We start from the raw sequence: 14085 nt of genomic DNA, 5'->3' as shown, positions 1-14085 counted from the left end.
CCGTCGGGGAGCGCCGCCGGCCGAGCCGGTGTCGGTGTCGGTGTGCTCGGGGTGGCCAAAATCGGTGTCGGTCACGATCGGGGCTCTCCGTTCGAAGTCGGCATCACACCGCCGAAGCGGCGATCGCGTTGCTGATAGGTGTGCAGGCACTCCAGGAAGTGCGGCGCGCGGAAGTCGGGCCAGAGCACCGGCGGGAAGACCCACTCGGCGTAGGCGACCTGCCAGAGCATGAAATTGGAGATGCGCTGTTCCCCCGAGGTCCGGATGACGAGGTCCACGTCGGGTGTGTCGGGGAAGGGCAGATGGGCGGCGAAGTGCTGCTCGGTCACGGCGTCGGCCGGCACTCCGCTGCGGATCAGCGACCGTGCGGCTTCGACGATGTCCCTGCGCCCGCCGTGGTCGAACGCGACGGTCAGCGTCATGCGCCGGTTCTTGCCGGTCAGTGTCGTCAGGTCGGCGAAGTCCCGGGTCAGTGCGGCGGGGATGCGGGGGTCCGCGACGCCGAGGAACCGGCAGCGGATCCCGCGCGCGTGCAGCAGCACGGCGTGTTTGCGCACCACGCGACGCACCGTCCGCATGAGGAAGTCGACTTCCGCGCTCGGCCGACGCCAGTTCTCGGTGGAGAACGCGTACAGGCTCAGCCATTCGACGCCGGCCGACCGCGCCGCCTCGATGACGTCGATCACCGTGGTCTCGGCGGCGCGGTGGCCTGCCGTACGCGGCAGGGAACGCCGCGCCGCCCAGCGGCCGTTCCCGTCCATCACGCAGGCGACATGCCGGGGCGTCGCCCGTCGGCCGTCGCCGTCCGCGCGGTGCGGTGCGGGCTCGGGTGAGGGGGCGGACCCGCCCGTGGCCTGCCGAACCGTCATGTCGACCCCCCAGCCCGCCCGTGCCGCCGTTCTCCCCGCGTGGTGCGCGGCATCCCGTCCCGCGAGCCGCCCGCCTTCCGCAGCAGAGTGTCAGCACCGGGCTCCTCGACGGGCCGCACGCGGTACGGATTCACCCGGGGAACTCCCGTCCGATCCGGCGCTCCCCCCGCCGGATGCCACGGGCCCCGCGACGGCCTGCCGGCCCGGTCAGCGGATGCCGAACGCCCCGGCTTGCGACCGCGGTCGAGGCCGTCGGCGACCGGTCGGCCGGCCGGCCCGTACGCGAGTGTCATCGGCCGCTGGACTGCTGGTAGCCGCCTTCGTCCCCACTCCGCCCAGGCCGAGTGGCACCGGTCGGCCGGTCGGCCACGGCGCGGTGGCTGAGCGCACTCGGCGTCAGCCCCGCCCGGCTGCCGCGAAGGGGCTTCGCCTTCGCAGCAGCCGCACCGGCCGCAGGCCCCCGGCCGGCTTCGTACGGCGCTTTCGTCACCGGCGGGCCGCCGCCCGCCGGCCCCGGGGGCGCGGCACGGCCGGTGCGGCCGTATGACGGTGGGCTGCCGGGCCCGGCAAGTGTCGTCAGCGGGCGGGTGTGTGCGTGCGGTCGGCGGCGGCGGTGAGGGCGTGGCGGAATCTGTCTCCGCCGGCGCTGCCGGGCGCCGCCGTCAGTATCACGATCTTGAACTCGGAGTCACCGTCGGTCAGCACGTCGCAGTCCACGTCCACGGGACCGACCGCGGGTGCTCGACCGTCTTGCGGTCCTCGCGGTGCGCGGCCACCGTGCCGCTCGCCCACAGCCGGGCGAAGGTCCGGTTGCCCGCGTCAGCTCCCGGATCAGCGCGGCCAGGCGCGCGTCCCGCGGGAAGCGACCGGTCCGCAGACCGTGACGGAGGGCACCGACGCGATCGTCCGTCTCGCGACGGAGGGATCCGGCGCCGCCTCGGGACGCTTCGTCGACCGCGACGGCAGGATCGACTGAGCCGCGAGGCGCGGACTCAGCGGCGGGTCTTCGCCGCCTGCTGGGAGTCGTTGCACAGGTCGAAGATCGCGTCGGCCAGGTCCGGCAGGTCGGTCAGTTCGATGTTCCTCGGGTTGGCGGCGTAGCCGATCAGCCCGAGGAGCCGGTGCACGATGTCCGCCTCCTGCTGCTGACGCTGCCAGCGGGCGTCGTGGAGGCCGTCGTCGACCAGCGGCGGCGGGGTGTTGCGGAAGCGCTCGTCCTCGGTGACACACTCGCGCAGCGCCTTGGGCCACACCAGGGGTTCCCTGCGCGGCGCCCTGTCCGGTGCCTCCTCGCCATGACGGATGGCGTGCATGATGCGGGCCTCGTGCGAGCCGTCCACCCGTTGCTGCAGGTCCTCGATGGCGGCCAGTTGGGCGGCCACGCGGCGGATCCTGGCGGCGTGGTCCAGGGCCCACTGGCGTTCGGCGCGGCGGCTGCGCAGACCACGGGCGTACTCCACCCGCTCGCTCTGTGTGGACGGCACCGTGCCGTCCGGACGGGTGTAGGAACGGCCCAGTTGAAGGTGGCGCCGCTCGGCCGCCTGACGGCCGCTCAGCTCCTGCCATTCCGCGATGCGCGCCCAGGTGATCCGCTTGGTGCGCGCCAGCGTGGTGAGTTTCAGCTCGTCGTGGTCGAGCTTCTCGCGGAGCATGCGGATGCCTAGCAGGGCGGCCAGGATCTCCGCTTCCGTGGCATCGGGCTGCAGTTCCCCCTCGGCCCGTTGGCAGACCCGGTCGTAGTTCCGTGCGATGTCCATCAGCCGGCCCGGCGAGTCTCCGTCGGGGCGCGGCAGGCGGCGGGCGCCCGGCGTCTTCTCGGTGAGCAGGGCCCAGGCCCGTGCCCGGTTGCGCGCTGCGCGGTCGTCCCTCGGGCCTTCTGGACACTCTGTCGTCTTCATGACGACACCTTGCGTCGTCCGCCGGACGACGTTCCGGGGTCCTGGGGCGGCGCCGTCGCATGCGTGTCACGCCCCGCGTCGGGAGGCTGTCCGGGCGCGGCATCCGAGGCGGTCGGCGTGGCCGTCCGCGCCCGGCGCCGGCCGGGGCCGCCGCGCCGCCATGCCGCCCGGGCGGCGCCGGCCGCGAGCATCGTGAGCGCGAACATCACCGATGCCATGTACTGAGCGCTGAGATCGTGGATGAAGGATGTGGACATCGTGCTGTCGGCGCACGTCGGGCGTGCGCGCGCTGCCTCCCTACGAGGGTCGCTGGTGCACAGACAGATCCCGCCTCGGACGGCTCTCGCGGCTCGCGGGGAACGCGCCTCGGGCGGAACGGCTTGCGACGGCGCCGCTGCGGCCCGTCCGTGACGGAAGTCTGCCGGGCGTACGTCGCCCGCATATGCACTCCTGACGGACCCGCCGCAACCGCCACCCCTCGCCACCCCCAGGTGAAGGGATGAAACAGTCCATATCGGTGCAGGAAATTCGTCAAGGAGTGTCGTCGTCCTGATGCGTCGCTCCCGGAGCCGACACCGCGGGCAGGCTCAACTTCCCGGGGAGACAGCCCGGTTGGCCGGTGCGCCGTGCTCGGCGTCCACCCGGGGCGCACCGGTGCGCGGGCTCGGGCGCTTCCGGGCCGCCGGGCCCACGCTGGATCGTGCGCCTCGGGGTCATTCGTTACCGTGTCCCTGTACCTGTCCGTGTTCCGCTCGCCTGCCTGCCGCCAGGGGAAGGATTGCCACGCACGTTGAGACGCGCTGAGCCAGCACCGCAGCGGGCCGCGAGCCACGGGCCGCCGGCGCCGACCGGCATGGCCGCCCGGGGTGACCGCGGTGTTCGGTAGTGCGCCCCTGCGGGTGCCGGTGGGACATGACGCGTCCCGGTGGAGCACCTTCCACAGCGAGCGGACGCTGGTGGTCGCCGCGCGCACCGTCACGTCGACGGTACGGGTCCTGGAGGCGCTGCCCGCCGTACTGAACGGCGACGGGCGGGTGACCGTGGTGTTCGCCTACGACCCCACCTCGGCCTTCAACGCCGGGGTTCGCACGCTGCTCCACGAGGCCGGGTGCCGGGTCATGCCCTGGGAGCAGCTGGCGGAGATCTCGCCGGATCTCATTGTGACGGCGAGCGAGAACATCGAGGTGCCGGAGGGCGACTGCCCGGTGCTGGTGCTGCCGCACGGCGTGGGCTTCCAGAAACATGTGCCGGATTCCCGCAGCAGCGGGGAGCGGCTGTCCGGCGTCGTGCCCGACGCTTTGCTGGAGGCGGGTCGCGCCTGGCTGGCGGTCTCGCATCCGGCCCAGGAGCGGCAGTTGCTCGCGGCGCATCCCAAGACGGCCGGGCACACGGTGCTCGTGGGTGATCCGTGCCTGGACGAGTTGGTCGTCAGCCGGTCGCGCCGCGCGGTGCACCGGGCGGCCATGGGGCTCTCGGCACAGCACCGCCTGGTGCTGGTCAGTTCGACCTGGGGGCCCACCTCGCTGCTGGGCGGGCACCCGCGGCTGCCCGCCCGACTGCTCGCGAAGTTGCCCTGGGACGAGTACCGCGTGGCGGCGGTGGTGCATCCCAACGTGTGGGCCGCGCACGGCGCCTGGCAGCTGCGCACCGTGCTGGGCGACGCCATGCCCGCGGGGCTGATGCTGGTGCCGCCGGTGCATGCGTGGCGGTCCGCCCTGGCCGCGGCCGACGTGGTGATCGGCGACCACGGGTCGGTCACCCTGTACGGGGCCGCGGCGGGCCTGCCGGTGCTGCTCGGCGCCTTCGGCCGGGACTCGGTGGCGGGGACCGCCGCCGCGGATCTGGCGGCCCGCGCGCCCCGCCTCGACCCGGCGGGCGATCTGCGCGGCCAGATCGAGGACGCGGTGCGCTCCCACTCGCCGCTTCGGTACGCCGAGGTGACGGAGCGGGCCTTCGCCGGGCGCGGGCAGGCCCTTGCCCGGCTGCGCAGGGTCCTGTACCACCTGCTGCGGCTCGCCGAACCGGAGTCGGCTGCTCCGTCGGTGCGGTCCGTGCCGGTGACCGATCGTCCCGGCGCCGAGGTCACCTCCTGGCTGGTGACCACGGCGCTGGCGGCCGATGACGGGGAGCCGCTGGTCGGGATACGCCGCTTTCCGGCGGCGGTGGGCACCCGGACGGAAGCCACCGAGACGCCGACGCGTTTCACACATCTGGCGTGTGCGGACGACGAGCGTGACGGCCGGCTGGCGGAAAGCGCCTCGGTGGTGGTCCGCCGGCAGCCGGCCGACCGAGCGGTCGAGGCGGTGCGATGGATCGGGGAGACGCTGGCGCGGCTGCCGGGAAGTCTGCTGGCCGCCGTGCCCGTGCGCGGGGGCGGTGCCCTGGTCGGGCTGCGGGACGGCCGGCTGGTGGAGGCCGTGGTGACGGGACCGCCCCTGGACGCCGGGCTGCCTGCCGCGGTCGTCTACACCTGTCTGCGCGGTGGAGTGGACGTGGACGGCACGGTGGTGACGATGCGCGTCGGCGAGCGGGGGCGGGAGGAGGATGTCGCGCTGCGGCTGCGCCCGGTCCGCCCCGTATGAACCCGGGCCGGTGACACCTCGGTGCCTTCCCCGCCGCCCGCGTCGGCCCGATCCCGGTCCCCTCGGTCCGCGATCCTCGGTTCTCGGTCGCCTCAGCTCTCGGCGTCGAGGGCGTTCAGCCTCCGCTCCAGGTCTTCCGCCTCGGGGCTGCCGTTCGCGGTGTGAATGGCGAGGGCGCGGGTGAGCCACTGGCGTACTTCGGCGGTGCGCCCCATCGGCTGGACGAGGTCGGCGAGCCAGCCTAGGGCCTGGGCCTCGTAGTGGCCGGCCCGCTGTCGGCGCAGTTCGTCGGCCGCCTCGCTCAGGGCGGCGACGGCCGCTTCGGTGTCACCCAGGTGGGCGTGGACGGTACCGATGGCGGCCGTCACCCGGGCGGCCATCCGCGGATCGGGTTCGCCGCCCGACAGCAGGTCCTCGCGCGCCTTGAGCAGGGTCGCCAGGGCCTGGGCGTGATCCCCTCGGGTGTCCTGTGCGCAGCCGAGGAAGAAGGCCGCGATGGCGGCGCCGCGGGGTTCCCCGGCGCTGATGTTGAGGTGCAGGGAGCGCTGGTAGGCCTCGGTCGCCCGGTCCGGTTCGGCCACGTCCAGATACCGGCCGAGGAACTCCTGGACCGAGGCCCGGAGCACGAGGTTGCCGGTCACCTCGGCACGGGCGACGGCGGTTTCCAGTTCGGTGTGTGCCGCGGCGTACTCCCCGAGGTCCAGCAGCGGCCGGGACAGCAGGCTGCGCAGCCGTGCCTCGGCCGCCGCGGCCTGTTCGACCTGCGCCGCGGTGGTGGCGGACGCCCCGGCGGCGGTGGCCGCGGCGACGCCGAGTTCCAGTGACTCCTTCCAGGCGCCCAGGTAGCGGCGATGCAGGAACAGCACGGTGAACGCCTCGGCCAACGGCCACACGAGGTCGTGCAGCTGGTGCCGGGCGGCCTCCCGCAGCACCGCGAGGATCATGGTGCGCTCGGCGTCCAGCCACTCCAGGGGGTCGGGTCCGCCGGGCGCGGTGAACGGGTCGACGGCCTGGTCCAGCAGCGGCGACAGCACCGCGATGCGCAGCCGGTCGCGTTTCACGGCGCGGTCGGCGAACGCGGTCACGGCCAGGTAGTGGGTGGCCACCCGTCGTATCACCGCGGTGTGTTCGGCGGCGGTCTCCTGCCGTACGGCCTGCTCTCGGGCGTGCAGCCGGACCAGGTCGGGCATCCGGTGGCGGCCGTCGGGCGTGGTCTCCACCAGGTGGGCGGTGGCGAGCACCCGCACCAGCCGCTGGGCGTCCGCGAGATCGGTGCCGGCGGCGGCCGCGGCGACGGCGGCGTCGACGGGACCGGCGGGCAGCAGGCCCAGCAGCCGGTACAGCCGCGCCGCCTCGGGTGTCAGCAGACGGTAGGACGGCCCGAGCGCCGCGGACATGGAAAGCTCCTCCCCCTCCAGGGACAGCCCGGCGAGCCGGCCGGTCTCGTCGTCCAGTTCCGCGGCCAGCGAGGCGATGGTCGTGCCGTCGTCGCTCAACAGGCGGGCGGCGACGATCCGCAGGGCGATCGGCAGCCCGGAACACAGCTGGACCAGGCGCACGGCGGCCGCCCGCTCGCCGTCGACGGCGTGCTGACCGCACAGGTCGGCCAGGAGTGCCAGCCCGCCGTGGGAGTCGAGCGGCCGCACATCGATCATCCGGGCGCCGTCCAGGGCGAGTTCGCCCAGCCGACGGTGGCTGGTGACCAGCACCGCGCTGCCGGGTCCCTTGGGGATGAACGGACGGACCTGCGCCGGCTGGTCGACTCCGTCCAGCAGTACGAGCAGGCGTTGTCCCGCGGAGCGGGAGCGCAGCAGGTTGGTCCGTTCCGCCAGCGACGCGGGCATGAACTCATCGGCGACATGCAGTCCGCGCAGCACCATGGCCATGGCCTCGGAGACGTCCCCGCCCGGCGCGCCGGAGGCCGCCGCCTCGCCCTTCAGCGGTGCGAAGTCCACGTAGAGCTGGCCGTCGGGGAAGCGTGCGTGTTCCTTGTGCGCCCACCAGCGGGCCAGTGCGGACTTCCCGATGCCGGACAGGCCGTGCACCACGCCGAGCGCCACGGGCTGTCGCGGTCCGTCCCCCATGGCGCCCAACGCCTCGTCGAGGCGGGCGAGTTCGGTCGAACGATTGATGAACCGGGCGGTCACGGCGGGCACTTGATCGGGTTTGGTCCGCCGGCCGTTCTCGGCGGGCGCCTGCACATGGAAGGTGACACCGCCGTAGATGGCGGAGCCCTGGAAGGCGGGGCCGTGATGGGTGCCGGCGAAGAGCGAGCCGACCACGGTGCCGGGCGGCGCCAGCTCCGCCAGCAGCCGCAGCAGTTCCTCGCCGCGGTCGGGATCACTGGTCAGGATGTCGAGGATACGGGCCTGCCAGTCGCCGCGCAGCCGCCTCTCGGCCTCGTCGTCGTGGGCGGAGCGCGCCGTCGCCAGCGCCCGCTCGGTCTGCCGCAGTTCCTCTTCGGCGGCTTCGGTCGCGCCGCGGCGGCCCAGAAGCCGGGCCAGCCGCGTCTTCGCCTGCGCCCACGACTCCGACACCATCAACCCGACCAGCGTCGTCGCCCCCGTCGCCGCGAGCGCCGCCAACTCGGCTTCCACCGCTCCCCCTTCATCGTGCGGCGCCGCAACGGCCCGTCAGGCATCCACCGTAGAGAGATCTTGCACCGATGGACAGCCCGGCACGCACAAAGCGCCACGACCACCGCGCCCGGCCGCCACCGGCGGCGTACGCCGCCCCGGCAACACCCCGGAGGGGCGCGGGGAGCCGCGTGAGGGGCCAACACGCGCCCGTGGACGACCGACCGCACAACCGCGCCCCACAACGGCTCAGCACCGCCCCGAAGGGGGCACGGGGAACTACGTGAGCGGCCACCACACGCCCGGGGACAACCGACCGCACACCGCGCCCCCACCGGGCAAACCCCACAACGGCGCAGCAACACCCCGAAGGGGGCACGGGGAACTGCGTGAGCGGCCACCACGCGCCCCTGGACGACCGATGGCGTATCGCGGCGCCCCAGCGGAGCGCTACCGCAGGCCGATGCGGACCGGACCTCCCGCGGGTGAGACGCCGTTGAGCAGCCCGGAGGGTACGCGGAAGACGCGGCCGGGGGCGGCCGGCCAGGTGAGGGTGCGGCGGGCGAGGACCCGCCCGTCCTGGCGGACGGTCACCCGCGGGAAGCGGACGAACTCGTCGGTCCACAGCAGCAGTCGGTCCCGCGCGGGCGCCGGGTCGCCGGGCCTGAGGATCTGCGGCGCGACCCAGCGGAACGGGGCGTCGGCGACCAGCCGGACCCCGTCGGCCGGGCGGGGGCGGCCGTTCAGATGGCCGATGACCTGCTCGGCGACGTGCCGGCCGTCGAGGGCGGCGACATCGGCGGTGTCGACGGGGTGCAGCACATTGCCGGCGGCGAACACGCCGGGGCGGCTGGTGCGCAGCGCGGTGTCGGTGAGCGGGCCGAGGGTGCCCTCGTCGAGGTCGATGCCGGTGCTGCGGGCGAGTTCGTGGTCGGGGATCCAGTCGCCGGTGAAGACAACGGTGTCGCAGGCGACGGTGCGCCGCCGGCCGGTGTCGAGGTGTTCCAGTTCGACGGCCTGGCAGCGGCCCTTGCCGATGATGCGGGTGACGCGGCTGCGGGTGGCGACGGGGACCCGCAGCAGGGTGCGGCCGGCCGCGTTGAAGGCGGCGTAGGACTCGGCCTTCGGGTACTGGCTGATCATCAGGGCGGGGGTGCAGCCCGCTTCGCGCAGGGTGACGGCCGCGGACCAGCTGACGAGTTCGCCACCGACGATGACGGCCCGTTCACCGACGGGCTGGTGGTGAAGGTGGACGAGGTTCTGCAGCTGGCCGGTGGTGTAGACGCCGTGCGGGCGGTCGCCGGGGACCCGGCGGGCGGTGCGCGGGCGTTCGCGGGCGCCGGTGGCCAGCACGATGGACCGCGGGCGGATCCGGTAGCGCCCGTCGGGGCTGGTGACATCGACGGTGTGGTCGTCGGCCCAGCCGGTGACCATGGTGCGGGTGCGGATCTCCGCGCCGGCCCGGGTGGCCTCCCGGACGAGATGCCGGGCGTAGGCGGGGCCGGTCATCACACGGTGCAGGTCGCGCAGTCCGTAGCCGGTGTGGTCGCTGTGCCGTGGGATGCCGCCGGCGGCCGGTTCCCGGTCGACGACGAGGACGTGGCCGGCGTCCCGGTCGGCGAGCGCGGTGGCGGCGGTCAGTCCGGCGGGCCCGCCGCCGATGACGAGGACGTCGGGTGTGATCAGGTGCGGCTCGGTCATCGGGGGTCCTTGTGCTGGTCGGCGCGGCCGTCGTCGGTGTGGTGCTGGGTGTACAGCGCGGCGACGGCCGCGCCGCAGAAGAAGCCCTGGCAGCGGCCGTTCATGGCGCGGGTGCGCCGGCGCAGTCCCTCCAGGTTGCGGGCGGGCAGGGTGGCGTGGCAGGCGTCGCGGATCTCCCCTTCGGTGACCCGTTCGCAGAAGCAGACGATGGTGCCGTAGGCGGGGTCGTCGGCGATGAGGTCGGCGTTCTGGTAGGGGCGTGGGGCTGCCTCGCCGATGTTCGGCATCTGCGGGGGGTCGGGCAGGTCGCCGCGGGTACGCAGGGTCAGCCCGGCCTCTTCGAGCAGGGTGCGGGCGTGTTCGGCGATCGCGATGCCGGCGGTCAGGCCGGTGGAGCGGATGCCGCCGATGAGGAGGTAGCGCTGCTCGGGTGTGGCCTCGATGAGGTAGTCGGGGTGGTCGATCGCGGCGCGCAGACCGGCGTAGCTCGCGGTGACCTCCTCGGCCAGCAGCCGTGGCATGAGGCGTTCGCCCTTGCTGAGCAGGAAGTCGAAGCCGTCTTCGGAGGTGCTGGTGTCGGTGCGGTCGGTGAGGTCTTCGGCGGTGGGGCCGAGCATGACGTTGCCGTAGATGGTCGGGGAGATCAGGACGCCCTTGCCGCGGGAGGTGGGCACCGGCAGGACGATCTTGTTGACCATGGGCCGGGTGAGCTTGTCGAAGACGAACAGCTCGCCGCGGCGGGGCGTGACGGTGAAACGGTCGTGGCCGAAGAGCCGGTCGATGTGGTCGGCGCCGAGTCCGGCGGCGTTGACGACCCAGCGGGTGCGCACATCGCCGGCCGCGGTGTGCAGGACGGTCGTCCGGTCGTCCTGGTCGACGCCGGTCACGGCGTGGTCGAGCAGGACCGTGGTGCCGCGCTGCCGGGCGTCGGTGGCCAGGGCGAGGTTGGTGGTCCAGGTGCAGATGATGGATTCATCGGGCACGGTCAGTCCGCCGAGCACGCCCTCGCCGAGGTCGGGAAGGGCGCGGTAGACCTCGTCGGCGTCGACGATGCGGCAGTGCTCGTAGCCGTTGGCCTCGGCCTTCTCCTTCAGCGCGGGCAGCGCGGCCAGTTCCTCGTCGTTCCAGGCCACCAGGACGGCGCCGGTGTGTTCGACGGGGATGCCAGTGGCCTTGGCGTAGGCGCTGAGCAGCTGGTAGCCGCGGGCCACCAGCCTGGATTCGAGTGTGCCGGGTTTCGCGTCGAAACCGGTGTGCAGGATCGCGGTGTTGGCCTTGCTGGTTCCGTCGCCCACGTCGTCGCGGGCTTCGAGCAGGGCGACGGAGACGTCGCAGCCGGACAGTTCGCGGGCGATCGCCGCGCCGACGATTCCTCCGCCGATCACCGCGACGTCGAAGACGCCGTCGTGGGGACGGTGGGGGGTGGCGGTCATGAGTGGTCTCCCTTGGCGGCGCAGGCCGTCGCGGCCTGTGCCCATGTGGTACGGAACTCCTCGGCCTGGTCGGCGGACCAGCGGGGTTCGTAGACGGTGGTCGGCCGCCAGTCGCCGACGGCCTCCTTCAGGGTGAGTGTGGGGTCGAGGGCGCAGCGGGCGAGGGCCGCCGCGCCCAGCGGGGTGGCGTGCGCGTAGGGGTAGATGTCGACGGGGATCTGGGCGATGTCGGCCTGGGCCTGCATCAGGGCGGCCGAGTTGGTCAGTCCGCCGTCCGCGCGCAGCCGGGTCAGGGGCCGGCCCAGGTCGTCCGCGACCAGCGTGCCCAGCGCGGCGACCTGGGCGGCGATGCCCTGGAGCACGGCGAGGACGAGGTGTTCACGGCGGGTGGCCAGGGTCATTCCGGTGAAGGACGCGGTGGCCTGCGGCGCCCACCAGGGCGCGGCGAGACCGGCGAAGGCGGGCACGCACAGGACGCCCTCCGCGTCGGCCGCGACCAGCGAGTCCAGGTCGGTGGCCGACTCGACGAGGCCGAGGTCCTGCAGCCAGCGCACCGCGGAGGCGACGGTGTAGACCTGTCCGTCCACGCAGTACGGGGTCTGTCCGGCCGCCTGCCAGGCCACCGATGTGGTCAGGCCCGCGCTGGAACGCACCGGGTCCAGGCCGGTGTTGGCGAGCAGGAACGCGCCGGTGCCGTAGGTGCACTTGGCGGTGCCCGGCTCCAGACAGCCCTCCGCGACCAGGGCGGCCTGCTGGTCGACGATCAGTCCGGCGACCGGCACCGGCGGGCCGAAGGCGCGGGTGGTGCCGACGATCTCGTCGCAGGCGGCGATGCGTGGCAGCCGCTCCGCGCCGAGCCCGAACAGGTCGGCGAGCTGGGGGTCCCAGGTGGCGGTGTCCAGGTCGAGCAGGAGCGAGCGGCTGGCGGTGGTGGCGTCGGTGACGAACTCCCCGGTGAGCTGGTGCACCAGCCAGGTGTCGGTGGTCGTCACCACGCCGTCGCGGGTGAGGTTGCGGCGCAGCCAGGCCATCTTGGGTGCGGAGAAGTACGGGTCGAGGACGAGGCCGGTGCGGCGGGCGATGTCCGTGGCGTGGTCGGAGAGTTCGGCGCAGATGCCTTCGGCGCGCCGGTCCTGCCACACAATCGCCTGGGTCAGGGGTGTTCCGGTTGCCGGGTCCCAGGCGAGGACCGTCTCGCCCTGGTTGGCCAGGGCGACGGCGTCGATCGGCCGGCCGGCCTCCCGCACCGCGCGGCGGCCGGCGTCGAGCACGGAGTCGAGGAGTTCCTGGGGATCCTGTTCGACGCCGCCGCCCGCCAGGTAGCGGGGGCGGATGGACTCCTCGGCGATGGCGACGGTGCCGTCGGTGTCGTCGACGACGATGGCCTTCGTACCGGAGGTGCCCTGGTCGATGGCGAGGATCACGGTCATCGTGCGTCTCCTCCGGCTGTGGCGTGCGTGGGATTCGGCTCGGTGTCGGCGGTGTCGAGTGCGCGGTCGACGTCGGCCATGTCGGGCATGGTCAGGCCGTCGCGTCCGCGCCGGACGAGCAGACCGCCGAAGTAGAGGGCGCCGAGCGCGAACAGGACCAGTACATACGTCCAGGGTGCGCGGAAGGAGGCGTCGCGGAAGATCAGCAGCTCGTACACCAGCCAGACGGCGGCGACGACGAGGACCGGGACCTCCCAGCGGCCCAGGGAGAAACCCTGGGAGGGGGGCAGCGAGCGCCGCTTGGCCGCGTACATGGCGACGGTGCCGGCGTAGATGAGGGCGGGCAGCAGGGTGCCGGCGGAGAACAGCTGGAACAGCGCGTCGGTGGAGCGGGAGAAGACCGCGAGGATGATCTGCGCGATCAGCATCATGAACAGGGAGGCGTTCAGCGGGGTCGCCGTGCGCCGGTCGATCCGCTTCAGCAGCTGCCAGCCGGGGAAGCGCTCGTCGCGTGACATGGCGTACACCAGGCGGGTGCCGCTGAGGGTGATCACCAGGCCGCAGGAGAAGATCGAGATGACGACCAGGACAAGCAGGATCTTGCCGACGACCGAGCCGAGTACGGCGGTGATCACGGTGGCCACCGGGGTCGCCGACGACCCGACCCCGTCGACCCGGCCGGCCGCGGCGGTGACCGCGACGAGGAACAGGAAGCCCAGTACGCCCAGGGAGATCACGGCCTGGACCATCGCCTTGGGGATGACGCGGGCCGGGTCCTTGGTCTCCTCGGCGAGGTTGGCGGCCGACTCGAATCCGACGATGGTGAAGGCGCCCAGCAGGAAGGCGAGGGCGAAGGGACCGGCGTGGGTGCCGCCGCCCAGCGCGTAGTAGCCGCTCTCCGGGACGGTCCCGGCGTCGAAGAGGTGGGCGAAGTCCAGCTTGCCGGTGAAGCCGCCCACCGCGAACAGCAGCACGGTCAGGGCGATCATGCCGATGAGCTGCACGGTCACGGCGGTGTTGTTGACCCGGTGGGTGGTGCGCGTGGAGGCGGCGACCAGGACGCCCTGGAGCAGGACCACAGCGGCCGTGATGACCCAGGCGTTCTGTGTGGTGCCGACGTAGCGGAACAGCTCCGGCAGGATGGTGGAGGCGATCGTGTAGTCCACGGCGACCAGGACCACGCCCAGGAAGGCGAACGAGATCCAGCCCATGATCCAGCCCCACACCGGGCCCACGATGCGGGACACCCACTGGTAGGAGTAGCCGCTGATCGGGATGCGGGCCGCGAGGGCGCCGAAGACGAGGGCGATGGACAGCTGGCCGATCACGGAGATCGGCCAGGCCCAGATACCCCGCGGGCCGGAGCTGGCGAGGACCGAGCCGTAGGTGGTGAAGATGCCGGTGGCGATGGAGACGAAGCCGAAGGCCACGGAGAACGAGGCGTACCAGCCGAGTTCTCGTGCCATCTGCTGCTGGGGCTCACCGCCGCCTGGTCCGTCTGTTCCCGGTCCCGTGGGACCTGTGTCTGTGTGTGCCATGACTCGTTTCCCTGCTCAAGAGTGCCCCGCGGTGGTTGCGAGAGCCAGTGGACGTGGC

At 73.2% G+C, this 14085-nt stretch carries 10 protein-coding genes and 1 pseudogene; 2 read left to right on the top strand and 9 right to left on the bottom strand.

Annotated features, from left to right (window positions below; genetic code table 11):
* Positions 1-71 precede the first annotated feature (71 nt).
* Positions 72-869, bottom strand: coding sequence for a polyprenyl diphosphate synthase (gene uppS, locus ABT245_RS11295; protein ID WP_351731733.1), 798 nt, complete (start codon positions 867-869; stop codon positions 72-74).
* A gap of 576 nt (positions 870-1445) precedes the next feature.
* A complete protein-coding gene (locus tag ABT245_RS11290) occupies positions 1446-1592 on the bottom strand; it encodes a hypothetical protein (protein ID WP_351732118.1) in 147 nt (48 codons plus the stop codon).
* Positions 1593-1734: 142 nt separating this feature from the next.
* Between ABT245_RS11290 and ABT245_RS11285 the strand changes: the two are divergent.
* Positions 1735-1845 (top strand): annotated as a pseudogene (locus tag ABT245_RS11285) (short-chain dehydrogenase); the annotation flags it as partial.
* Positions 1846-1861: 16 nt separating this feature from the next.
* On the opposite strand, the gene ABT245_RS11280 reads toward ABT245_RS11285, so the two are convergent.
* Together ABT245_RS11280 and ABT245_RS11275 are read right to left on the bottom strand one after the other, a co-directional pair.
* Complete coding sequence (locus tag ABT245_RS11280; RefSeq protein WP_351731730.1) at positions 1862-2767, bottom strand: hypothetical protein; 906 nt, start codon at positions 2765-2767, stop codon at positions 1862-1864.
* A complete protein-coding gene (locus ABT245_RS11275) occupies positions 2764-3024 on the bottom strand; it encodes a hypothetical protein (protein WP_351731728.1) in 261 nt (86 codons plus the stop codon). The genes ABT245_RS11280 and ABT245_RS11275 overlap by 4 nt, the downstream gene beginning before the upstream one ends.
* A gap of 618 nt (positions 3025-3642) precedes the next feature.
* Between ABT245_RS11275 and ABT245_RS11270 the strand changes: the two genes are divergently transcribed.
* Positions 3643-5349, top strand: coding sequence for a hypothetical protein (locus ABT245_RS11270; RefSeq protein ID WP_351731725.1), 1707 nt, complete (start codon positions 3643-3645; stop codon positions 5347-5349).
* 92 nt (positions 5350-5441) lie between these two features.
* Here the strand turns inward: ABT245_RS11270 and ABT245_RS11265 are convergent, their stop codons facing one another.
* From ABT245_RS11265 to ABT245_RS11245, 5 genes are all read right to left on the bottom strand, one after another.
* The gene (locus tag ABT245_RS11265) at positions 5442-7946 is read right to left on the bottom strand and encodes a hypothetical protein (protein WP_351731722.1); all 2505 of its coding nucleotides are present in this window, start codon (positions 7944-7946) and stop codon (positions 5442-5444) included.
* Positions 7947-8375: 429 nt separating this feature from the next.
* Positions 8376-9626, bottom strand: coding sequence for an NAD(P)/FAD-dependent oxidoreductase (locus ABT245_RS11260; RefSeq protein WP_351731720.1), 1251 nt, complete (start codon positions 9624-9626; stop codon positions 8376-8378).
* Complete coding sequence (locus tag ABT245_RS11255; protein WP_351731718.1) at positions 9623-11059, bottom strand: NAD(P)/FAD-dependent oxidoreductase; 1437 nt, start codon at positions 11057-11059, stop codon at positions 9623-9625. The genes ABT245_RS11260 and ABT245_RS11255 overlap by 4 nt, the downstream gene beginning before the upstream one ends.
* The gene (locus tag ABT245_RS11250; protein ID WP_351731715.1) at positions 11056-12489 is read right to left on the bottom strand and encodes an FGGY family carbohydrate kinase; all 1434 of its coding nucleotides are present in this window, start codon (positions 12487-12489) and stop codon (positions 11056-11058) included. The genes ABT245_RS11255 and ABT245_RS11250 overlap by 4 nt, the downstream gene beginning before the upstream one ends.
* Complete coding sequence (locus ABT245_RS11245; RefSeq protein ID WP_351731713.1) at positions 12486-13955, bottom strand: APC family permease; 1470 nt, start codon at positions 13953-13955, stop codon at positions 12486-12488. The genes ABT245_RS11250 and ABT245_RS11245 overlap by 4 nt, the downstream gene beginning before the upstream one ends.
* Positions 13956-14085: the final 130 nt, after the last annotated feature.

This window comes from Streptomyces sp. NPDC001508, assembly GCF_040298665.1.
Lineage (GTDB): Bacteria > Actinomycetota > Actinomycetes > Streptomycetales > Streptomycetaceae > Streptomyces.
The sequence above is the reverse complement of the archived record's forward strand: the minus strand, read 5'-3'. Positions and strand labels throughout refer to the sequence as shown.

Bases quoted from the DNA above. Each gene is read 5' to 3' on its own strand.
- uppS (WP_351731733.1), bottom strand. From the start codon at position 869: ATGACGGTTCGGCAGGCCACGGGCGGGTCCGCCCCCTCACCCGAGCCC.
- ABT245_RS11280 (WP_351731730.1), bottom strand. From the start codon at position 2,767: ATGAAGACGACAGAGTGTCCAGAAGGCCCGAGGGACGACCGCGCAGCG.
- ABT245_RS11275 (WP_351731728.1), bottom strand. From the start codon at position 3,024: ATGTCCACATCCTTCATCCACGATCTCAGCGCTCAGTACATGGCATCG.
- ABT245_RS11260 (WP_351731720.1), bottom strand. From the start codon at position 9,626: ATGACCGAGCCGCACCTGATCACACCCGACGTCCTCGTCATCGGCGGC.
- ABT245_RS11255 (WP_351731718.1), bottom strand. From the start codon at position 11,059: ATGACCGCCACCCCCCACCGTCCCCACGACGGCGTCTTCGACGTCGCG.
- ABT245_RS11250 (WP_351731715.1), bottom strand. From the start codon at position 12,489: ATGACCGTGATCCTCGCCATCGACCAGGGCACCTCCGGTACGAAGGCC.
- ABT245_RS11245 (WP_351731713.1), bottom strand. From the start codon at position 13,955: ATGGCACGAGAACTCGGCTGGTACGCCTCGTTCTCCGTGGCCTTCGGC.